Origin of the sequence: Parasutterella muris (assembly GCF_009767915.1) — a bacterium.
GTDB lineage: Bacteria > Pseudomonadota > Gammaproteobacteria > Burkholderiales > Burkholderiaceae_F > Parasutterella > Parasutterella muris.
In genome coordinates, this window is the sequence record NZ_WSRP01000042.1 from 1 (window position 1) to 22,016 (window position 22,016).

The 22,016-nt window shown below is 51.1% G+C and carries 20 protein-coding genes and 1 pseudogene; 11 read left to right on the forward strand and 10 right to left on the reverse strand.

The window, feature by feature from the left end; all coding sequences use genetic code 11:
• Positions 1 to 188: 188 nt before the first annotated feature.
• From tnpA to argF, 3 genes and pseudogenes are all read left to right on the forward strand, one after another.
• Positions 189 to 473, forward strand: a pseudogene (gene tnpA / locus E5987_RS13530) (IS200/IS605 family transposase); the annotation flags it as partial.
• A gap of 140 nt (positions 474 to 613) precedes the next feature.
• Positions 614 to 1,792 (forward strand): aspartate aminotransferase family protein, encoded by a 1,179-nt coding sequence (locus tag E5987_RS10930; RefSeq protein ID WP_160336117.1) that lies wholly within the window; start codon positions 614 to 616, stop codon positions 1,790 to 1,792.
• An 11-nt stretch (positions 1,793 to 1,803) separates the two neighbouring features.
• Positions 1,804 to 2,718 (forward strand): ornithine carbamoyltransferase, encoded by a 915-nt coding sequence (gene argF, locus E5987_RS10935; RefSeq protein ID WP_160336118.1) that lies wholly within the window; start codon positions 1,804 to 1,806, stop codon positions 2,716 to 2,718.
• 37 nt (positions 2,719 to 2,755) lie between these two features.
• Here the strand turns inward: argF and E5987_RS10940 are convergent, their stop codons facing one another.
• The 6 genes from E5987_RS10940 to xseB form a co-directional block, all read right to left on the reverse strand.
• Positions 2,756 to 3,406, reverse strand: a complete 651-nt coding sequence (locus E5987_RS10940; protein ID WP_160336119.1) for a response regulator transcription factor — start codon at positions 3,404 to 3,406, stop codon at positions 2,756 to 2,758.
• Positions 3,407 to 5,212 carry a sensor histidine kinase gene (locus E5987_RS10945; protein ID WP_160336120.1) on the reverse strand — a complete coding sequence of 602 codons (1,806 nt, stop codon included), beginning with the start codon at positions 5,210 to 5,212 and terminating at the stop codon, positions 3,407 to 3,409.
• A 261-nt stretch (positions 5,213 to 5,473) separates the two neighbouring features.
• Positions 5,474 to 6,493: a UDP-N-acetylmuramate dehydrogenase gene (murB, locus tag E5987_RS10950; protein ID WP_160336121.1), complete on the reverse strand. Its 1,020-nt coding sequence runs from the start codon at positions 6,491 to 6,493 to the stop codon at positions 5,474 to 5,476.
• Complete coding sequence (gene dxs, locus E5987_RS10955; RefSeq protein ID WP_160336122.1) at positions 6,494 to 8,374, reverse strand: 1-deoxy-D-xylulose-5-phosphate synthase; 1,881 nt, start codon at positions 8,372 to 8,374, stop codon at positions 6,494 to 6,496.
• 11 nt (positions 8,375 to 8,385) lie between these two features.
• Positions 8,386 to 9,288, reverse strand: coding sequence for a polyprenyl synthetase family protein (locus E5987_RS10960; protein ID WP_160336135.1), 903 nt, complete (start codon positions 9,286 to 9,288; stop codon positions 8,386 to 8,388).
• 9 nt (positions 9,289 to 9,297) lie between these two features.
• Positions 9,298 to 9,567, reverse strand: a complete 270-nt coding sequence (gene xseB, locus E5987_RS10965; RefSeq protein ID WP_237178818.1) for an exodeoxyribonuclease VII small subunit — start codon at positions 9,565 to 9,567, stop codon at positions 9,298 to 9,300.
• A gap of 283 nt (positions 9,568 to 9,850) precedes the next feature.
• On the opposite strand from xseB, the gene E5987_RS10970 reads away from it, so the two are divergent.
• The gene (locus E5987_RS10970) at positions 9,851 to 10,717 is read left to right on the forward strand and encodes a sulfurtransferase (protein ID WP_160336123.1); all 867 of its coding nucleotides are present in this window, start codon (positions 9,851 to 9,853) and stop codon (positions 10,715 to 10,717) included.
• Between the two features lie 91 nt (positions 10,718 to 10,808).
• Here E5987_RS10970 and E5987_RS10975 read toward each other — a convergent pair whose 3' ends face one another.
• Both E5987_RS10975 and E5987_RS10980 read right to left on the reverse strand, forming a co-directional pair.
• Complete coding sequence (locus E5987_RS10975; protein ID WP_160336124.1) at positions 10,809 to 11,588, reverse strand: ZIP family metal transporter; 780 nt, start codon at positions 11,586 to 11,588, stop codon at positions 10,809 to 10,811.
• 71 nt (positions 11,589 to 11,659) lie between these two features.
• Positions 11,660 to 12,643, reverse strand: a complete 984-nt coding sequence (locus tag E5987_RS10980; protein WP_160336125.1) for an NAD-dependent epimerase/dehydratase family protein — start codon at positions 12,641 to 12,643, stop codon at positions 11,660 to 11,662.
• A gap of 216 nt (positions 12,644 to 12,859) precedes the next feature.
• Here E5987_RS10980 and E5987_RS10985 point away from each other — a divergent pair, with 216 nt between their 5' ends.
• From E5987_RS10985 to ispF, 6 genes are all read left to right on the forward strand, one after another.
• Positions 12,860 to 13,516, forward strand: a complete 657-nt coding sequence (locus E5987_RS10985) for a nitroreductase family protein (RefSeq protein WP_160336126.1) — start codon at positions 12,860 to 12,862, stop codon at positions 13,514 to 13,516.
• 166 nt (positions 13,517 to 13,682) lie between these two features.
• Positions 13,683 to 15,491, forward strand: a complete 1,809-nt coding sequence (locus E5987_RS10990; RefSeq protein ID WP_288319858.1) for a sensor histidine kinase — start codon at positions 13,683 to 13,685, stop codon at positions 15,489 to 15,491.
• Positions 15,484 to 16,116 (forward strand): response regulator transcription factor, encoded by a 633-nt coding sequence (locus E5987_RS10995; protein ID WP_160336127.1) that lies wholly within the window; start codon positions 15,484 to 15,486, stop codon positions 16,114 to 16,116. The genes E5987_RS10990 and E5987_RS10995 overlap by 8 nt, the downstream gene beginning before the upstream one ends.
• Positions 16,109 to 17,545: an FAD-dependent oxidoreductase gene (locus E5987_RS11000; RefSeq protein WP_160336128.1), complete on the forward strand. Its 1,437-nt coding sequence runs from the start codon at positions 16,109 to 16,111 to the stop codon at positions 17,543 to 17,545. Before E5987_RS10995 ends, E5987_RS11000 begins: the two co-directional genes overlap by 8 nt.
• Before the next feature lie 47 nt (positions 17,546 to 17,592).
• Entirely contained in the window at positions 17,593 to 18,303 is a 711-nt protein-coding gene (ispD, locus tag E5987_RS11005; RefSeq protein WP_160336129.1) for a 2-C-methyl-D-erythritol 4-phosphate cytidylyltransferase, read from the forward strand.
• Between the two features lie 21 nt (positions 18,304 to 18,324).
• Entirely contained in the window at positions 18,325 to 18,813 is a 489-nt protein-coding gene (gene ispF / locus E5987_RS11010; protein ID WP_420901720.1) for a 2-C-methyl-D-erythritol 2,4-cyclodiphosphate synthase, read from the forward strand.
• On the opposite strand, the gene E5987_RS11015 is transcribed toward ispF, so the two are convergent.
• Positions 18,810 to 20,225, reverse strand: a complete 1,416-nt coding sequence (locus E5987_RS11015) for an ATP-binding protein (RefSeq protein ID WP_160336131.1) — start codon at positions 20,223 to 20,225, stop codon at positions 18,810 to 18,812. The genes ispF and E5987_RS11015 overlap by 4 nt on opposite strands.
• A gap of 24 nt (positions 20,226 to 20,249) precedes the next feature.
• Positions 20,250 to 21,023 carry an osmolarity response regulator transcription factor OmpR gene (ompR, locus tag E5987_RS11020; RefSeq protein WP_160336132.1) on the reverse strand — a complete coding sequence of 258 codons (774 nt, stop codon included), beginning with the start codon at positions 21,021 to 21,023 and terminating at the stop codon, positions 20,250 to 20,252.
• 145 nt (positions 21,024 to 21,168) lie between these two features.
• Between ompR and E5987_RS11025 the strand changes: the two genes are divergently transcribed.
• Positions 21,169 to 21,864, forward strand: a complete 696-nt coding sequence (locus E5987_RS11025) for a hypothetical protein (protein WP_160336133.1) — start codon at positions 21,169 to 21,171, stop codon at positions 21,862 to 21,864.
• Positions 21,865 to 22,016 lie beyond the last annotated feature (152 nt).

Sequence of the window (22,016 nt, forward strand, 5' to 3'; positions counted from 1 at the left end):
GCTTGCGCGACAATGAACAAAGCTTGTGGCAGGCTTGCCAGTTAGCATTGTTTTTACGAATAACGTGTCGCTCGACTCTTTGAATCATATGCAGTTATCTACCGGTTCTCATTGTGTTTTCAATCTCAAAGCTCACTTGATCTTCGTAGTAGCTTACAGGCGAATAGTTATTTCATCAACGATCTAGGGAAATTTTTGCTGACTTGTGTCAACGGGATCAAGTCAGGCCTTTGGAGTGCTCGGGAGAAGAAGATCATGTTCATCTATTGATCTCTTAGCCTCCGACAATTTGCCTTTCAAATAAACTAAAAACCATATCATCTCTGAAAAATCGGCAAGAATTCTTCAATCAGAATCGAAGGATGCTTTGGGGCAAACGCTTTTGGACAAAAAGTTACTGTGTAATTTCAGTTGGAGACGGAGCAACAACTGCCATTATCGAGAGATATATCAAAAATCAACGGCCGAATTGACATTCGGCCGGCCGCTATCCACCCCCGCGCTTACGCACGGAGAATTCCGCAGAATTCATTAAACGCCGCAGGATGCTCGACCTATAATACAAAGATAAACTCAATCTCGATAACAATTCTTTTTGACAGGACACATCGACATGTCGCATTTGATGAACAACTACGGGCGCCTTCCCATTTCTTTTGATCACGGACAGGGAGTCTGGCTCTGGGATAAGGAAGGAAATAAATATCTTGACGCCCTTGCCGGAATCGCTGTTAATTCGGTCGGTCATGCTCATCCCCGTCTGGTCAGAGCGATTTCAGATCAGGCCGCGAAACTGATCCACTGCTCGAACTATTTCAACATCGATCTTCAGGAACAGGTAGCCGAGAAACTCGTCGAACACTCCGGTCTGGACGCCGTCTTTTTCTGCAACAGCGGTCTCGAAGCCAACGAATGCGCCATCAAAATCGCTCGTAAATTCGGACACCTCAAAGGAATCGACGTACCCCACATTATCGTCATGAAGCACGCCTTCCACGGCCGCTCCATCGCGACTCTGTCGGCGACAGGCAACCCCTCGGTCAAAGCGGACTTCTCTCCTTACACAGAGGGCTTCATTCCTGTTGAAGAAGGTAATCTCGAAGAAGTCGAGAAGATCGTCAAGGAAGACAAAAACGTCGTTGCCATCCTCTTTGAACCGATTCTCGGCGAAGGCGGCGTAATTCCGCTTGAACTCAGCTACATGCGCGGTCTCAGAGAACTCTGCGATCAGAACGACATCCTTATGATGTGCGACGAAATCCAGTCCGGCGTCGGACGCTCCGGCAAATGGTTCGCTCATCAGTGGGCTGAAGTCAAACCGGATGTCATGACGCTTGCCAAAGGTCTTGCGGGCGGCGTTCCCGTCGGCGCGGTTGTTGTCAGCGAAAAAGCCAACATCCTCAAACCCGGCAACCACGGCTCCACCTTCGGCGGCAACCCGCTTGCCATGCGCGCCGCGCTTGAAACGCTTTCCATCATTGAAGAAGAAAAGCTCGTCGACAACGCCTTCGAAGTCGGCAAGAAGCTTAAAAAAGCCTTGTCCAAATCCTTAAACGGTTTCTCCGGTGTTCTGGAGATCCGCGGCAAGGGGCTGATGCTCGGCATTGTGCTTGATCGTGACGCGCACGATATTTTAGAACCCGCTCTTAAAGCCGGTCTGACATTCAGCGTGACAGCAGGCAACGTGATTCGCCTGGTTCCGCCGCTGATTCTGACAGAGGCTGAAGCCGATGAAATCGTTAAGCGCATTACGCCGGTCATCCGCGCCTTCCTTGCTCTTCCCAAGATCTAAACAGGTGTGGAATGCACAAAAATTTCCTTGCAATCAAAGACTTTTCTGCTGAAGAGCTTGATTACATCTTAAAGCGCGGTCTGTACTTAAAACGCCGCTTCGAATCCGGTGAAATCTACCGTCCCTTTAAGGGCCGAGTGCTTGCCATGATTTTTGAAAAGGCGAGCACTCGAACACGCGTTTCTTTTGAAGCCGGATTCGATCAGCTCGGAGGCACCTGCATTTACCTCAACAGCGCCGACATGCAGCTGCGCAACGCGGAATCCATGCAGGACACCGCTAGAGTCATCTCACGCATGGTCGACATCGTCATGATCCGCACCGCGATGCATGAGAGACTGGAAGAGTTTGCGAGCTGCTCCCTGGTGCCTGTGATTAACGGCCTGACCAATGAATCGCATCCGTGCCAAATCATGGGCGACATCATGACGTACATGGAACAGCGCGGTCCGATTACCGGAAAAACCGTCGCGTGGATCGGCGCAGCTAATAACGTGCTGTACTCTTGGCTGAACGCTGCTTCGATTCTGGGATTCAAGGTCAATATCTCGGCCCCGATCGGCTTTAAGCTCAATACATCTCAGCTGCCTAAGGACAGAAGCTGCCTGGAGTTTTTCCAGGACCCGATGGAAGCGGCCGCCGGTGTCGATATCGTCACAACAGACACCTGGAAATCCACCGGATACGATGAAGACAATGAAAAGCGTTTAGGCAACTTTGCCCGCTGGCAAGTGACGCCTGAAGTCATGAGCGCCGCAAAAAAGGACGCTATGTTCATGCACTGTCTGCCTGCTTACCGCGGACAGGAAGTCTCAGCAGAAGTGATTGACGGTCCTCAGTCGGTCGTTTGGGATGAAGCTGAAAACCGTATGCATATCCAAAAAGCGATTATGGAATATCTGCTTCTTGGAAAGCTTGACGAGTAAAACAAACTCAGAGGCCGGGTTCTTCCCGGCCTTTCCTTTATCTTGCGATTTCTCCGTCGCCGGCATCTTCGTGAATGATGCGAAGAATTGCCGCGACACCAACCGCGCTCTTGACGCCAAGTTTACGGCAGACCGCGCCGCGATGCGCCTGAACGGTCTTTTCGCTGATATCAAGCTCGTCGGCGATCTGTTTATTGAGAAGTCCGAGCGCTACCTTGCGCGCGACCATTTTCTCGCGCTGCGTCAGAGAATTGAAATTATCTCTTGCTGCTTTTTCTCTCTGTTCGCTCTCATGCAGTTCACAGCTGATTAAACAGGCTTTTTCAATAGCCGCGAGCAGACGCTCCGCGCTCACCGGTTTCGGCAGAAAATCAAATGCTCCGTCTTTAAGCGCCTGTACTGCCATATCAATATCGCCGTGCGCGGAAACAAAAATGATCGGAAGGTGGTTGCTCTGAATGCCCATGATGCGCTGAAGTTCAATGCCGCTCATGTTCGGCATGCGAACGTCAAGAATCACGCACCCCGGAAGGCTGTCGTCGTCTTCCTCCAGGAAGCGGAAAGCGCCTGCATAGCAGCTCGTTTTCCAACCTTCTCCTTCAATGAGGAAATTCCACGACTTTCGCATCGCCTCATCATCATCAACGATGCGAACTAAACATTGCTCCTGAATTTGTTTTAAATCCATTTACTCCTTCTCCTCACATCTCGGAAGCCGAACGACACAAATCAAGCCTCCTTCTTTTTTTCTCTTCAGTACCAGAGAGCCGCCATGCGCTTCAATCAGTTCATGCACAATGGCAAGGCCCAAGCCGAGTCCGTCTTTTTTAGTCGAGTTCCCGACAAACTTCATTTTTTCAAACTGTTCGTCCGAAATTTCTGGACCGTTGTCTTCGACAATGATCTCGGCATCCTGATCTTTGGCGGAAACACTGATGACCACCATCGGGCTCGCTTCAGCTCGGCAGGCTTCCACAGCGTTTTTAATGAGGTTAATGATAACTACCTCAATGTTTAAACGATCTGCAGTCACCAGAATGTTTTTGCCGCACTTTAATTCGTAGCCGGTTGTCAGCGTTCCGACACGAATAAGCATGTCAACAGTCTCGGCGGTTAAATCACCCAGATCGAATGTCTGTCTTTCGTGCTTATCCTTTTTTCCGAATCTTCTTACGAGATCGATAATACTTGATGCTCGTTGCCCCTCGCTGCGAATCTCTTCGATAATCGGCAGAATTTCCTGCGGCGTTTTAAAGCGGCCCTTCGTGATTCTTCTTCCCAGCCCTTCGGCATAGTTGTTGATGACGGCAAGCGGCTGCTTGAGTTCATGAGCCACCATGGTGGAAATCATGGCAATCGAGTTAACGCGCTGTAACGACTCAAATCGATCTTTAATTTTTAAGTTTTCTCTTTCAAAGGCGAGGTTCTCTTCCACCGTGTCCTTCAGCTCTTTCGTCCGCTTGCGAACGGCATAAGCAAGGTACATCCAATTTGCCAAAATAAATAAAAGGAAGAGAACAGCCGAAAGAATGTAGTGCTTATAACGCCTGATCAGCCAGGGAATATCCCTTTCCATGAATTCTCTCTGCTCCATTCGGCGCAGCAGAGTGTTCATTTCCTGATAATCGTTTGCAATGGTCCAGTATTCGCCGTTGGATTTTCCGACCGGCATTTCCAGAAGCGAAATTACGATCTTTCGCACCATTGTCGCCGGCAGGCTCGAGCGAGCAGACAGAATCCAACCCGGATACAGTTCCGTGGAATGCTGACAGTAAAAGTCCGCACTGTTTTGAGGATTGATGACCTTGATCTCGTTCGGTTTCAGAGTGCCTTCCTGCTCCATATTTTCGAGTACGCAGCTGGCTAAAAAGGCGACATCGAACTCGTTGTCCCTCACCTTCTCCGCAAGGCGTGTCATTGGTTCGCGCGCTTCCGTGATGCTGCGGAAGGTATTTTCCGGATTCAGACCCTGCCGCTCAAGCTCGTGCATGGGAATCATGTAGCCCGCAAAAGCCTTTTTACTCATCACAACAAGACTCTTGCCCTTTAAGTCTCTTATGCTATTGATATTGCCATTCTTCGCGTTGGCGATAATGACGCCGCCGTTGGCCTTGTTCGGGTTCGGCGTTCTTGCGTGCACAAGGGTCAGAAGCGGAGTCCCGCCGAGCGTATCCATCATGACTGCTGTCAGACCGCTCGAAGCAATAGAAAGATCAAATTTGTTCTCTTTAGCCGCTTTTAGATATTCGTCCTGATTGTAGAGCTGGACGATGAGACGGCGCCCGTCCAGCGATTTCGCGATTGCGTTGACCGTACCGTTGAAATAGCGAACAGAAAAGTTATTTCCGAAGGTGTTCACTACCGCCAGACGCACGGTCGGCTGATTTTTGACGGACGCATGAGTTTCAGCAGAAAGCAGGTGGAACAAAGCGAACGCGCAAGCACATACTGCGCGGGTGATTCCTCCTGGTGTGGTCTGCTGTTCTTTGGTCATTTAGTTATTCATCTCATAGGCAACGGACAAAATACACAAGAAAATGACAAATGAATATAGGGAAATTATCTTAGTTTTTATTAAGTTTTTTCTTCGTAAATCGGAGCCGCTGGCGCTGTTCGAGTCTCGATCCCAAAACCGCGTAACGCCATATAGACGGGACATTGGAAAGGAGCTAGGAATTATTTAGACGACATCACAAAGTCTCGTTCAAAAAATATGGCGCCGCAATGGGCGCCGAATAAATTGAACAAAATCTGATTAAATAATATTGACTTCCGGTTCAAGCTTGATCGAGAAGCAGTTCTTGACACGAAGACGCACGTCCTGCGCAAGTGCATAAATATCTTCACCGGTAGCATGTCCGTAGTTAACAAGAACAAGCGGCTGCTTTTCCCAAACTCCAACATCGCCCATACGGTAGCCGCGCAGACCGGCCTGTTCAATAAGCCAGGCCGCCGAAAGCTTGTACTTGCCGCCCGCAAGCGGATAAGAAACCACGGAGGGATTCGTTCTCAGAAGCTTCGAAAACAGATCGCGCTCGACAGTCGGATTCTTAAAGAAGCTGCCTGCATTGCCAACCTTCGAAGGATCCGGAAGTTTTCTTCTGCGCAGTGCGACTACACAGGAAAACACGTCTTCAGGCCGTAATTCGGGGAAACGGTTGATTTCGATTTCTTCAGCCAAAGCTTTATAGCCGATGTTGGGCTGCCATTTCTTCGGGAAACGGAACGTCACACCCGTGATAATGAGATGATGGTTTTCTTTTTTCTTGAAAATCGAGCTGCGATATCCGAAGTCACATTCTTCCGTCGTCAGCTCTCGGATTTCTCCGCTGTTGATATCAAAAACCTCAACAGATTCAATCCGTTCAGCGGCTTCAGCGCCGTAGGCCCCGATATTCTGAATGGGAGCCGCACCGACCGTGCCCGGAATCAGTGCAAGATTCTCAAGTCCTGCAATTCCGGCGTCCAGCAAACGAACAATGAAACTGTGCCAGACTTCACCGGCGCCCGCCTTGACAACGTAAGAGTCCGCGTCCTCATGGAAAATATCCATGCCGGGAATCATCATCCGCAGAACCAGACCCGGATAATCTTCCTTAAACAAAACATTGGAGCCTCCGCCGAGCACCATAAAAGATTCGACTGGATTTTTCAGCATCTCCTCGCGCACCGCAATCAAGTCGTCAATCGACTTAACTTCAGCGAAGTAGGCCGCACGGGCGTTAACGCCAAAGGTGTTCAGCTTTCTCAGATCTGCATCTTTCAAAAATTCCATTTAAGGCTCCGCTTGCTCAAGTTTGAGTCTTTCCTGTATTTGCTTTAAAACGCTTTCTTTATTCATGCCGCAATCATGCCAGAGTTGCATTTGCGTACCCTGCTCAATGAATCGATCCGGAATTCCAATTTGAAGCACGTCCGCTTTAATACCCTCGGAGGCAAGAGTTTCAAGGCATGCGTCTCCGGCACCGCCAATGACAACATTCTCCTCCATTGTGACGACTAAGTCATGCTCTTTAACCGCTTCGGTCACTGCCTGCCGATCAATCGGCTTCACAAAACGCATGTCATAGACCGTCGCGTCAATTTCATCGGCAATCTGAAGCGCTTCTTCAACCATGCTGCCAAACGCGAGAATGGCGCATCTCCTGCCTGCGGCAGCCCCGCAGCTGCGGACTTTCACAGCTTTTCCTATCTCTATGGCATGCATTTGCTTTTCGATCGGAACACCCGGCCCTTTGCCTCTCGGATAGCGCACAACAACCGGCTGATCAAGCATATAACCCGTATACAGCATCTGTCTGCAGTCGTTTTCGTTGGAAGGCGCCATGATCACGATGTTGGGAATGCAGCGCAGGAACGACAAATCAAAAGATCCGTGGTGTGTTGCGCCGTCAGCGCCAACCAGTCCTCCGCGATCCATCGCAAAGAGCACCGGAAGATTCTGCAGCGCGACATCATGCACGATCTGATCAAATGCTCTCTGGGAGAATGTCGAGTAATAGCAGCAAATCGGTTTTAAACCCTCGGCTGCCAGCCCTGCGGCAAAGGTTGCGGCATGCTGCTCGGCAATTGCCACGTCAAAGAAACGCTTGGGATAAGTCCTGGCGAATTCAACCAATCCGGATCCTTCTTCCATCGCCGGAGTAATCGCGACCACCCGCTCGTCCTCTTTGGCAATGTCCATCAGGAAGTCACTGAACACTTCCGTATAGGTTTTTGCGTGCGGTGAGCTCACAAGTCCTTTGGAGGCATCAAAGGGCGAAATCCCGTGATATTTGGTCGGATTGTGCACCGCCGGTTCATAGCCTCGGCCCTTTTCCGTCACTACGTGCAGAACAAGCGGACCGGGAAGCGCCTTCATGTTCTGAAGGACCGGAATCAAGGCCTCAAGATCATGCCCGTCAATCGGTCCGTGGTAATTCAGTCCGAATTCTTCAAAGAGCGTCGACTGAGGAGACACCATGCCTTTACTGTATTCCTCCGCCCTTCTCGTTAAATCAAAGAGTTTCGGGAAAGGCCGAACAATGGCTTTGCCGATGTCTCGGGCCTGAGCGTAAAACCTTCCGCTCATCAGCTTTGTGAAGTGTTTATTCAGCGCGCCGACCGGAGCGGAAATCGAGCAGTCGTTATCGTTGAGAATCACGAGGAGACGAATATCCTTCATATCTCCGGCACAGTTCAGCGCTTCAAAAACCATACCGGCCGTCATTGCGCCGTCACCGATGACAGCCACATGACTGCGGTCTGTTTTGCCCTGCGCTCGAGCGGCTACCGCCATGCCAAGCGCGGCGGAAATTGAAGTTGAAGAGTGTCCTGCTCCGAAAGCGTCATAAGGACTTTCGCTGCGTTTGGGAAAGCCCGAGAGCCCTTTGTACTGACGAAGCGTCAACATGCGGTCTCTTCTTCCCGTCAGAATCTTGTGCGCGTACGCCTGATGACCGACGTCCCAAATCAGTCTGTCCTCCGGCGTCTCAAATACATAATGAATCGCGATCGCGAGTTCAACACATCCTAAGGAGGACGAGAGATGTCCGCCGGTCTTGGAAACGCTTTCGATAATAAATTCGCGCAGCTCACGCGCAAGCTGCTTGAGCTCCGGCATCGTGAGCTTCTTGACATCGGCAGGACTGTTGATGTTTTCTAAAAGTGTGCTCATCGTTAATCCCGCTAGTAATTCCTTCCCACAATGAAATACGCGATCTCACGAAGTCTTTCTTTTCCGGGAAGATCGTCGGGAAGCTGCTCTAAGGCATGACAGGCTTTCTCGTACTGTTCTTTGGCCATTTCTTTTGCGGATTCGAGCCCGAGCAGACTGACATAAGTCGGTTTATCTTCCTTCGCATCCTTTCCTGCCGTCTTTCCTAAAAGCGCCGTATCGGCCGTGACATCAAGGATATCGTCAACAATCTGGAAAGCAAGACCGATCGCGGTTCCGTATTCCTTCAGCGATGCAAGTATCGCCTCTTCGTCAGCTCTTTCTTTGCCGCAGGCCGCGCCCATCAGCACGGAACACAGAAGAAGCGCGCCGGTTTTCATCGCATGCATGCGGCGAAGCTCTTCAAGCGTCATCTTTTTACCGACCATCGAGAGATCGATCGCCTGCCCTCCGCACATTCCTCGTGTGGATGAGGCCTGCGCCAAGTGCTCTACCAGGAGAACCTTACGTTCGGCGGGCAGTTCGGTCTTACTCAGGATGCAGAAGGCTTCCGGCTGAAGCGCGTCACCCGCAAGCATCGCCATCGCTTCACCAAAGCGCGCGTGCGTCGTGGGTTTGCCGTGACGAAGCATATCGTTGTCCATGCACGGCATATCGTCATGGATCAATGAGTAAGAGTGAACACATTCAATCGCGAGTGCGGTCAGATCAAGATCAGAGGACTTTGCCCCAAGCATTTCGCCGACGGCATACACCAGCAGTGGACGAACTCTTTTTCCGCCTCCGAGCACCGAATAACGCATCGCTTCATGAAGCGGCTCGGGAAATAAGTCGGCCTTGGGGAGATTTTTGCAAGCGGTCTCTTCTACACGCGCCTGTCGGGTCTTAACCCAATCATTAAAGGCTGAGGACATCATATTTAACTAGAATAGACCGTCGTCATCGAGCTCTTCAATGTCATCTTCTTTCATCGCAGCGTCGATGACTCGGATTTTTTCTTCAGCTGCCTTCAGAAGCTGCGAACAATGCTGCTTCAGTTTTGCGCCGCGAGAGTAGGCCTCGACAGACTCCTGCAAAGAAAGTCCGCCCTGACTCATTTTTTCAGAGAGAGATTCGAGCTCCTTGAGTGCGGCTTCAAAGCTCATTTCTTTAATGTCGTCATCCGACGCGTTTGCGCTGTTTTGCTTGCTCATATTCCGATGTTCTTTTTAATCAATGCAAATTCTACTGATGATATGGCTAGATAATATGACAAATTGCTGCGATTATCGTCCTATTCTTACAATATGGCACCTAAATACCAAAGAATCGGTAGTTTTAGAGACTGTTTCATGAATTTAACAGTCTCAGAAGATGCGGCAGCTTCATAAAATCAAAATGAGACTGACGACTTGCCTTCCGAATACGATTCGCATTGCGTTGTACTGAGAAATTGCCGGTAATAAAATCCTGAATATTAAATTCAAAGGTCAGGCAATGATTTACACCACACTCATCGAACCGCATGAACTTCATGCGCTTCTGGTTAATCAGAAAATTTCCAAATCCGACAATTTGCTTGTGCTCGACGCTTCCTGCAGCATTACCGAACCGGATATCGGCAAAAAGAATTACGCAGTCGAACACATCCCCGGTGCCGTCTTTATTGACTTTGACAAATACGTGACCGGCAAAGTCGCCAAAGGAACAGGGCGGCACCCGATGCCGGATCGGGCCGCGTTTGAAAAGAATATGCAGGCTTTCGGCGTCGATTCCTCTAAGCAGATCGTTATCTATGATCAGGGCGGCCTCGGCTTTTCCACGCGTCTCTGGTATGAGCTGCGCTGGCTCGGATATGAACGTGTCGCCGTTTTGAACGGCGGCCTTAAAGGCTGGAAACTGAAAAACCTGCCGCTTACCGGCACTCCGTTGGAACCTCAGCCCTCAGAGTCCGTCACGGAGCATGAAGCGCTCGAAGTTCCTGTCCAAATGAAAGAGGTTCAGGATAATCTGAAGACACATGAATTCATGCTGATTGACGCACGTCCTGAAACACGATTCCACGGCATCGGAGAAACAATCGACCATAAAGCAGGACACATCCCCAGAGCCGTCTGCAGAAGCGGATCCGAATGTTTTGATGAAAACGGTTTCTTTAAATCCGCTCCGGAGCTGCGCAAAGAATTCCTTGCACTCTTAAACGGAAAATCTCCAAAGCAGGTCATCCACTCCTGTGGTTCCGGCGTAAACGCAAGCGTCAATCTTTTTGCCATGGACTACTGTGGACTGTTCGGCTCTCGTCTCTACCCCGGATCTTTCAGTCAGTGGATCGATTTTGAAGAGAACCCGGTCGTCACGGATTGATTTTTACGCACGGCTGATTCAGATGCGCAAAGCGCAGGAGAATTACTAAAACCCTCCTGCGCTTTTATGATTCTTTCCCCGCTGAACGATATTAATGAGCGTGCATTGAACCGGTTGCAGCTACCGCGATTGCGACACCAATCAAAATAAACAGCATCTGGATCAGAAAACTTTCTGCCTTTTCTTTTCTGGCGATTTCCGGCAGAAGATCCGACATCGCAATATAAATAAAGCTCGCGGCCGCGATCGCAAACGCATACGGCACCATCCACTCCACTTTATCGAGCAGGAAGTAGCCGAACAAGCCGCCAACCATAGACGTCAGACCTGAAATGATGTTCCACATCAGAGCGTTGGCGCGCTCAAATCCGGAATGCAGCAGAACCATAAAATCTCCAACCTCCTGCGGGATTTCATGCGCCATAATCGCAAATGCCGTAATCCAGCCGAGGCTGTTGCTCACCATGAAGGCGCTCGCAATCAAAATGCCGTCCGTCAGATTGTGGAATGCATCTCCGATCAGAATTGCATTGCCGCCCTTTGCGCCTTTACGACTGTTCTCAATCATTTCGCTGACCACCGTGCCCTCGTGATCAGTGTGGCTGTGGTGGCTGTTGAAGTAATACTCAATACCAAAAAGGAATAAGACACTCACGAGAAGCGTCCAACCGATAGAAACCGCATTCTCATGAATTTCAAACGCTTCCGGAAGAAGATGCGTGAACGCCACCGTGATCAGAAGTCCGGTTGAAATACACAGCATCTTGCTCATGTACTGGTCCAGAAACTTAAAGCTGATCAGCCCGGCCAAAATAATCGAAAGCACTGACGAGAGCAGTGTCGCCAGCATAATTTGAATCAGTACGCCCATTTCTTCTAGTCTAATTAAGGATTGTCGAGGCTATAGTACACGCCGAAGAAAGACTTCTCGCGCCTAATGCTCTAATTCGAGCGATGCGAGGTTCCTGCCACGGAACGCTCATCCCAGGACCTGCGGAAGCACTGCTCCACACTCAGCGGAGGCTCCCAGCCGAGAAGAATCATGTTCTTTTTAATATCGACGACCAGGTTCTTAAAAAGGAAATCCTCCCAGGCCTGGCGACCGATGTAACTGTTGAAGAGACGAAGAAAAAGCGGAGGGAACGGCCAAAGAAGCGGCGGACGGCGATGCGATTTGGCGAGCAGACAGAAAAACTCTTCCGCCGACAAATCATGCCCGTCACTAACCAGAAAGGTCTCACCGGCTGCCGCGGGATGAACCAGCGACTTAATCACGAAGTCCGTCAGATTATCAATCGATAAAAGCGAGCGCTTGTTCTTGGAACACCACAGCAGAGGCAGCGGCACGCAGTATTCAACCAGCTTGCGGGCAAAACTAAAAAGATTGGAGCAGCCCGGCCCGTAAACCATCGGTACGCGAATGATCGTGACTTCAAGACCGGACTCCTCTCCGACCTGCTGAATCGCTTTCTCCGTCTGATGCATATAACGGCCGAACAAAGTTCTCGGGCGCGGCAGCGAATCGGCAAAGAATTTCTTTCCCTCCGGTGTGGACGCGCCGTTCACTTCAACCGTGCTGATAAAAATAAAGCGGCGGATACCTGCACGATAGGCTTCTCTGGCTAAATGGACGGAACCGAGCACATGAATTCTGTGCAGAGCGCTTTCTTCGAGCCAGTCACCGCCTTGGCGAAGCGTTTCATAAGTCTCGCAATGAATGAGGGCGTCACAGTCTGCGAACTCTTTCTGGCAGTCCGGAGTATCTTCCAAACTTGCCAGACGCACCGTTTCAAAGGATTTTGAGTTCAGCACGAACTCTTTCTGCGCCGCCGCACGCACGACGAACTGCTTTGTATAGTTCAGCAGCGCAAGCACCATCGCATTGCCGATGTAGCCGTCTGCTCCTGTTACCAGTATTCTTTTCATTGCTGACTTTTTTGCCGAAAAAAGCTTTCATTTGTTTCGCATATGAAAAGTCTAACGAATGCAGGCTTGTTTGACCAATGCCAAAGTGCTTCTCCTGAATAACATCGACCGATAAATCTCAGCGGATAGCCGACAGACTGCACTTTTTCTATACGCTCAAAGCGCAAAAGACGTCTATACTCAGTCATCTGCTTTTAAACGTTGGAGAAACGAATAATGGATTTCCTTGAATTATCTGAAAAGCGATTTACCGCTAAAAAGTTTGACCCGTCCAAGTCAATCTCAGCCGAGGATTTCGACAAGCTTAAAAAAATTCTTCAGCTTGCGCCCTCTTCCGTCAACAGCCAGCCGTGGATTTTCCTGACCGGTTCATCGGAAGAAGCAAAAAAACGTATTCGTCCCGCAGTTGCTGATTTCAACTGGCCTCGCCTAGATACGTGCTCACACTTTGTCCTGATCGCTGTTCGCAACGGCCTGTCTGACAAATATCAGCACCGCCTACTGGAGCAGGAAACAAAGGACGGCAGAGTCGCCAACGAAGAAGCGGCAAAGGAAATCTATGACGGCCGTCAGTATTTCATTAACCTGCGTGAGCAGGTCGGCGAAACCCTCAACTGGGAAAAGAAACAGGCATACATCGCAATGACAGCCCTTCTTTACGGTGCTTCCTCTATGGGCATTGATTCAACGCCGATCGAAGGTTTTGATGAAGCGGCGATGGACAAAGTGCTGAACCTTGACATGTACGGCGCCCGCTCTGTTCTGCTTGTCACACTCGGCTATGACGCTGAAGACGATCACAACCGCACTCGTCCGAAATCCCGTCTGCCGCAGGAAGATATTTTCTATGACCTTGACAAATACAGAGGTTAATTAACGTATTGCACGACAAGACCGCCTTTGGGCGGTTTTTTATTAGCAGTTCGTCCTAAAACCCCCACCTCTTCTGAAATATCTCATAAAAATATCAAGGAAAACCAGCAGGTCAAAATTCTTCGCTTTTGCGAAAATAACAAATCAAACCGAAATTCCTTGATTTGTGAAACGACTTTCCTGTTTTATTGTGTCTTTGCTTCTCTCGGCGGTATGCTCCGCTGAGGGACTTTCTGCACCCGATAAAACGGATATCACAATCGGTTATATCGGCTCTGTCGCGGAAGAAGTTAAAGAGAGAACCGTATTCCCGACCTTTGAATATCTCAAAAAAACACTCGGAGATCGGTATAACCTCTCGCTTATCACCATATCGTCCGCAAATCTTGAGGTCGAACTGCAGCAGTTCAAACCGGATTTTCTCATGGCGCCCGCTGAGATCTACCTTATGCTCAGTACCTCTCCTCAGTACGGCAGCCATGACATCGCCACGCTGAAAAGCATCTACTCGAATAATTCCGGCGGAGACAACGGCGCGCTTTTCATCACGAGAGGCGACCGCTCAGATATCCGAACCCTTGAAGACATGCGGGATAAAACTGTAACAGCCCAAAATCCCACCTCTTTGATCGGCTGGTGGTCCGCGCTTGGCGAAATCGAGCGGCACGGATTTTCTTCGGATAACTTTTTTAAAGCCGCAAGTTTCGTTCGCGACCATCCTCTCAAAATTATTGAAGAGGTGATTTCGGGCGCGAGCGACGTCGGCATCCTCCCGACCTGTTACCTCGAAATGCTTGAGGGAGACGGTCTGCTCTCCCCCGGCGCCGTAAAACCGGTCGCGCTTTATAAAGCGGATGACGCCGCATCCCTCTACTGCAGGCGATCAACGAAAGATCTTTATCCGGGCTTCGTGATAAGTTCACTCAAGGGAACCCCGGACGCTGTCGTCAAAGACTTTATTCGTGCGCTCTTTGCCATGCCGCCGACCGAGGAAAGCGAGTGGTCGGCTACCGGTGACTATATCGGCGCAATCGACTTAATGAGGCGGCTGCGTTTTGGTATGTACAAAAATCTGCGCGACACATCACCGGGCGCGCTGCTCCTTCGCTATAAAACCGAACTGCTGATCCTCACACTGATTCTCCTGTTTTTAATCGCAAATGAATTGCGCGTTCACCGCTTGGTTGATCAGCGGACGCTGGAACTGAGCAGCGCGATTAAAGCGAAGGAAAAAGCGGAGAAAGAAGCAATCGCCGGACGAAAGCGCCTCTCGCATATCGAACGATCCGGCGTGATTTCTCAGATGTCCAACATCATTGCGCACGAATTAAAGCAGCCCTTAGGCGCGCTCCTTAATTACGCCGCGGTGCTCAATGTCAGACTGAAGGGCAGTCTCGAAAGCGACGATCTGTCCAAGCAGATCATCGACAACATCAGTGCAGAAACAAAACGCATCTCAATGATCGTCGATTCAGTGCGCAAATTCGCGCGCAAGGAACAGGCGCCGCAGATGCCCTGTCAGCTCAATCTGATCGTGGAAAAAGCCATCCGTACCTTCCATCAGCAGGAAGACGCGCAGACCCTGGTCCCGTTCATTACGAACGGCCTCTCCGCGCATGTGCTGGCCGACCCGCTGTCTTTGGAGCTGCTGATTCTGAATCTCATTCGTAATGCGGCGAGCGCGAGCAAAGCCGTAAAGAAACCTAAAGTCGGAATTGAACTGACGGAAAAAGGCAGTAAATGGAATCTCACGATTTGGAACAACGGTGAAGAGCTCAATGAAGACGCTTTCGAGCGGCTCGAACATGCTGCCGAGTCAACAAAAGCCGAAGGCTTGGGGCTCGGTCTCTCGATCGTCAGAGAAATCGCAGACATGCACGGCGCGAGTCTGCACTTTAAACGCAGACCAAAAGGCGGCGTCATCGCCGAGCTGCTGATTGACCGATTAAAACAAAAGGAAATGAACAATGAATAAAAGCGAAGCGCTGATCCGCCTGGTGGACGACGACGCGAGTCTTCTCTTCTCCACCCAGATTTATCTTCAGACGATGGGCTGGAAAGTTGTCGCTTATGACTCACCGGGAAAATTCCTGCGCTCGGATGATCTGGACGTTCCGGGATGTTTGGTCTTGGACTTTCGTATGCCGAACTTTACCGGCCTGGAAGTTCAGCAGATTATGATTGAACGCGGCTATAAGCACTTCCCGATTATTTTCCTTTCCGGTCACGGCGACATTGAAATGGCAGTTAACGCGATGGCAAAAGGCGCGGTGACATTCCTTGAAAAACCGGCCGACCCTGAGCGGCTCAACGCTGAAGTGGAAAAGGCGGTGGAACTCGGCTTCAGCAGAAGCCGCAGAGCAAAAGAAAGATTGGAACTCAAACGCCGTTACAGCCACCTGACCGCACGTGAAAAAGAAGTCCTGCATTTAGTCGTGAACGGACTCACCAATAAAGAAATCGGCGACAAACTAGGACTTTCTCTGGCAACGGTCAAAATGCACCGCGGACATGCGGCAGAAAAGCTTGAACTCAGCTCTGTCGCCGAAATCACGCGGGCGCTGATCTTAATTCAGGAAGAGGATCAGCAGGATGCGTAGGCGAAATCTGCTCAGCCTCGGCGCTTCGCTGGCGCTTGGCGCTGTAACAACGAGCGCGGCTGCTGCCTCTCCCTTCGGCATTCGCCTTTGGGACGTCGTCATTGTCGGCTCCGGACTTGCCGGACTCTCAGCAGCAGTATCGGCTCGTGAAAACGGCGCGGAAAACGTCTTAGTGATAGAAAAGCTCCCCATCCTCGGCGGCCACTCCCGAGTCGCAAGCGGATCCTTCTGCGCGGTTTCCGAAAAGCGGCTCAAGCTCTACGGAATTAAAACCACCGTCGAGGATGCGGTCAAAGAAAGCCTGGTCATCGGCGGACCTGAGGCCAACGCGAAGCTTTTAAAAATTCTGATGAAAGAAAGCGAATCCGCTATGGATTGGCTTGAAAGCATGGGTGTCCGCTGGAACCCCGAGCCCTACCTTCCCGTCGGCTCCCTCAGTGTCTGCAGCTTTATCTCACACAGCGGCGCCAACGGACTCAACTACATCACGCATCTGAATCAGCGCGCTCGCGAACTCGGAGTGCGGTTTATCTTCTCGCACCGCGTGAACGATCTGCTCACTTATGCGGACCGAAGCGCGGTCGAAGGTGTTGTGATGCGCACACCGGAAGGAAACGTAGAATACATTCGCTCTAAAGCGGTGATTCTTGCCTGCGGAGGCTTTACGGGAAACATCAGCATGTGCCGCGCTGTCAACCGAAATATCAGCCCTGCCATGCGCTCAACCGCCAATCCGACCGGACGAGGCCTTGACGGCGCGACCGGAGACGCGATCTCGCTTGCGAAACCGCTGAATGCGATGGTCAAAGATCTTGAACACATCCAGCTGATCTGCTATCTCGGCGGACGCATGCTGAATTACTCCGGAGCCGATATCTACGTCAACCAGGAAGGCAGACGTTTTGTCAATGAAGCCAATGCGCACGCCGTCATACAGAAAGAACTTTTAAAGCAGTCCAATGGAACTCTTTGGGCAATCACGGACGCCAAGTCGAAAAAGAGTCTGACGGTGGAGACAAAACTCGAGGACGGATCTGTCTATAAATGCGCTGATACAGCAGAAATCGCCAAACTGATCGGCTGCCCCGCAGAAAACATTGAAGAAACACTGAACCGCTATAACGAGTTTGTGCGTTGCCAAAAGGATGAGGATTTCGCAAAGCCGATTCTTTTGCAGACGATCGACAAGCCGCCCTACTACATCGGCCGGGAAAAACTCGGCATTCATTACTGCTGCGGCGGACTCGCGTTTAACGAGTATGCGGAAGTACTGCGAAACGACGGAACGTCGATTGCGGGCTTATATGCAGCGGGTGAAGCGACGGGCGGTCTGCACGGCAAAGATCGAATCGGAGGCGGCGCGCTCACCGAATGCGTGGTGTTCGGCCGCATCGCGGGTAAAGAAGCCGCGAATTTTAAAATAGGCTAGACATCGCGGCGTTTGAGCTAGAATCCCATCGATAACGGAGAATCCACATGAACACACAAGAAGCCTCTTTCCGGCTCGCAGCCGTCGTCGTCGCGGCCGGTTCAGGAACCCGGATGGGTACGAACTTTCCTAAGCAGTACGCTTTAATTGAAGGTAAAACCATGCTCGAGCACTCCGTTTCGGCTCTTCTTGAAGAGCCCAGAATCGAACAGCTCGTTATTGTGATTTCTCCTTCGGACTTAATCGGTCAGCAGCTGAAGTTCACCGACCCGCGCGTCAAAATCGCTCGCGTCGGCGGCGCAAGCAGAGCCGACAGTATCCGCAACGGCATCACATACTCCGGACTCTCCGCAAACGATTGGGTCCTCACGCATGACGCCGCCCGTCCCTGCGTTAAAGCCTCAGATGTCGCCAAACTGATTGATTACTGTTTAAAGACCGACGAAGGCGGCATCCTTGCGGTTCCCGTGAGTGACACGATCAAGCAGCAGAACGCCGCAGGCAAAATCGGCAAAACGATTCCTCGAGACAAACTCTGGGCAGCTCAGACGCCTCAGTGCTTCAAGGTCGGACCGCTCACTAAGGCACTCTCCAACACTGAGGCTGTCGTCACCGATGAGGCAAGTGCAATGGAGGCTTCCGGCTTCAAACCCGCACTGATCGAAGGCTCTTCAACAAACTTTAAAGTGACGCGTCCTGCAGATCTCGCGCTCGCGCGCGCCGTCTTCAGGGCTAGAGCCGCCGGCGAAGATATTTAATACAAATCTTGGAACACTATGATGCACAATGAATACCGTATCGGCCAGGGCTATGACGTCCATCGGCTGGTCGAAGGCCGGCCGTTGATTCTCGGCGGCGTTACGATTAAACATGACAAAGGCCTTTACGGCCACTCCGACGCGGATGTGCTTCTGCACGCCGTAACCGACGCGCTCTTTGGCGCCGCGGCGCTCGGCGATATCGGCAGACATTTTCCCGACACCGATCCGAAATACAAGGGTGCGGACAGCGCGCTTTTGCTGTCCGAAGCTCTGGAATTGGTCCTTAAAAGGGGCTGGATGCCCGTCAATGCGGACTGCACGATCATCGCGCAAAAACCGAAACTTGCACCTTACATGGAACAAATCAACGCTTCGCTTGCCTCTATTCTGAGACTGCCGATCGACTGCGTGAATGTAAAAGCCAAAACCAACGAACTCCTCGGCTTTGAAGGACGGGAAGAAGGTATCGTCGCTCAGGCAGTGATTCTGCTCAAAGCGCGTTCTTAAGCTTTGGATTGATTATCCGTGCCGCTTGGGCCGCTCTGCCGAACTAAGGAAGAGGACGGAACGAGCGGCATAATCATTTGTACGCTCAGACCGTTCGGAATATTCTGAACAAGACGCACGGAACCGCCACCCGCTTTGGCGACGCGGGTCACAATGGAAAGTCCGAGACCGGTGCCGCTCGCGTTGCCTCTGGCAGTGTCGCCGCGTTCAAACGGCCTTAACACACGCTCCAAATCATTGGCAGGAAGCCCTTTTCCATCGTCGGAAACGATCAGTTCGGCAAGACTCTTCTTCTTCAGATGACGCAGAACAATCGTTAAATTCAGCCGTCCGTCCGTACTTCTGCCGTACTTGCCGGCGTTCACAATCATGTTTTGAATCGCTCTGGCCAAATCCGTCGGATTGGCCCGCACTTCAAGATTATCGTCTATCGATACTTTCAGCGTGACATCAGGCTGCGTCGAAAGGCGGTTGGCCGCGATGACCTCGCGAAGCGTAGAAGAAATATCCACGACGCTCAGCTCGGTTTCACCCTGACGAACATACGCCATGAACTGCTTCACGATGCTTTCCATCTGATCAAGGTCGCTGCACATCGCGTTTCGCGTTTCTTCAGAAATCGGCGCGAGTTCTACTTCTAGACGCAGACGTGTAATCGGCGTCCGAAGATCGTGGCTGACACCTGCAAGAAGAAGTTCGCGGTCGCTTTGAAGCCGCTTCAGATCGGAAACCATCACGTTGAAGCTTTCATTGACTTCCCGGATTTCTCTCGGGCCGTCCAAAGGCAGCGGCTCGGGCAGAATGCCTCGGCCAAGCTGTCTCGCATAACTCGAAAGACGCGACAAAGGATCAATCAGACGATTCGTCAGCAATACGGTAAAGAGCGTACAGACAAAAAGCATTCCGCCGAACCAAAAAATCCAGTTCGTTCCGAGACGAGGCGGATTCGAGGATCGCTCGCACCGGAGCCAATACTCGTCTTCGTCGATTTTAAAACTGACCCAAAGTCCCGGCATACCGTTAATGCGGCGCGCAAGCATCGTATCTTTGCCAAGCGAAGAGCGCACGTTTTCCAGAATCAGATCGTTGAGTCGGTCGCCTTCAAGCGGCTCAACCCGATCGCTCGGTTCTTTGGGAAGAATGTTGAGGCCCTCGCGCTGCGCGAGAGCCATGATGAGGTCGAATCGATAACTCGTATCCGCGCTGATCAGTGCATAACGGGTTAGCGTCGTAATAGAGGTAATGCGCTGAGACGCGCTCAGCGCCCGAGGCTCTTCGTCAAGGACGGAGAGCCCGTAAAGCCAAGCGCCGACACTGGTAAGAACAAGGATGAACAGCATCCCGAAGGTTTTCCAGAACAAACCGGAAAAGAATTGAGATGCCGCACTCTCTTTGTCTTTTGAATCCGCCATGCCGCGCTTAGCCTTTATATCGCTTTACTTACCGTCGGACTGTCCGTCGGGAATAAACACGTAGCCTAAGCCCCAAACCGTCTGCAGATAGCGCGGTTTGGAAGGATCGACTTCAATGATCTTGCGCAGACGGGAAACCTGAACGTCCAATGAACGGTCAAAGGCTTCGTATTCTCTGCCGCGGGCCATTTCCATCAGTTTGTCGCGTGAAAGCGGCACTCTCGGATGACGCGCAAAGGTCTTGAGCACCGCAAATTCGCCGGTTGTGAGCGGAATCTCTTCGTCGCCCTTCTTCAGTTTGCGTGTACCGAGATCCAGTGTGAAATTGCCGAAGGAAACCGTTTCGTCTTCTTTGCTCGGAGCTCCCGGAGGATCAACCGGTTCGCGTCTGCGCAGAATGGCGTGCAGACGGGCAAGCAGCTCACGCGGATTGTAGGGTTTAGGCAGATAGTCGTCCGCACCGAACTCCAGACCGAGAATACGGTCAATATCCTCGCCTTTAGCGGTCAGCATCAGGATAGGAGTGTTGTCGTTTGACGCGCGGATGCGCTTGAGAATGGAAATGCCGTCTTCGCCCGGCATCATGACGTCAAGAATGACCGCGTCGAAACGTTCGCGCATCCAGAGACGATTCATCTGATTGGCGTCTTCTGCGACCGAAACGTGAAAACCGTTATTCGTTAAAAATTGTCTCAGCAGATCACGCAGGCGGCCGTCGTCATCCACCACGAGAATTCGGGGAGGACGCTTAGAGCTCAGGGTCGATGACTCCTTTCTAATGTTCTCTGTTTCTTGCATTACGTCTCCTATTGAAAATTCAAATTACACGATGCAACAAAATTTATCGCTTTTCTGCTAAGAATACTACTGATTTCTCTTCCTTTTGGGCATTAACTTTTATAGCATTAGTAACTATAAATGACTCCCGGGACTCTTATTGACTATGATTTGCCGTTTCACGTACTTCGCACTTTTGCTCGTACCGGCGTTTGCAGCACTTGACGCTGCCGCCGAAACGGTCATTTCTTTTTCTGCTCAGACGACGACAGCAACTGTGCAGCAGCAGAGCCCGTTTTATCGGCACAAGCACAATAACCCGCACAGCCCTAAGGGAGAGACGCAGGTACAGGCCTGCCCCTGGGACAGCCTGGATATGAGAGCCCGAGCCCAGGTGTGGTCGAAGCTTTCCGCGCGGCACCGCGATTATCACTGGCGAAGAATGACGCACGAAGAGCGCACCGAGCTTCGCAAGCATCTTTCTATGGAAGAGAAAAAGGCGCTTCGCGAACGCTTTCTGATGCAGCACGACGGCTATCGCGACAAACCTTATGTCCTTTACAAGCGGCTTACCAAAGATGAACTGATTCACCTGCGTGAACAGGTGCGTCAGGCGCACCGTCAGCAGGTCCTTGCGGGCATGCTCAAAACGCCTGCTCAAATTGAGTACGAGGACCAGTTCCTCTCCTCACTTGCCAAGATGAATGACCAGACGCATCAGATGCTGATCATCACAATTCAGGACAACGGACCGGAACTGTGCAAAATCAAACCTGACGAACCGGTCAACGCAGCTGAAGCGCTTCCAAAATCCTCCGACGAACTGGTGCCGGACAATACAGTTAAGCAATTAGAACAATGAACTACCTCGCACTCACGTGCGAGATTTCATGGGAGCGTGCTCCCATTTCTAGCAATTGGCGAACACCCATACATGCATGCAGGTTTCGTACAATTGCGGGCGTGTCCACAAATACGCCCCCATCGAGTTCGAGCAGCTTTTTGAGCCACTCA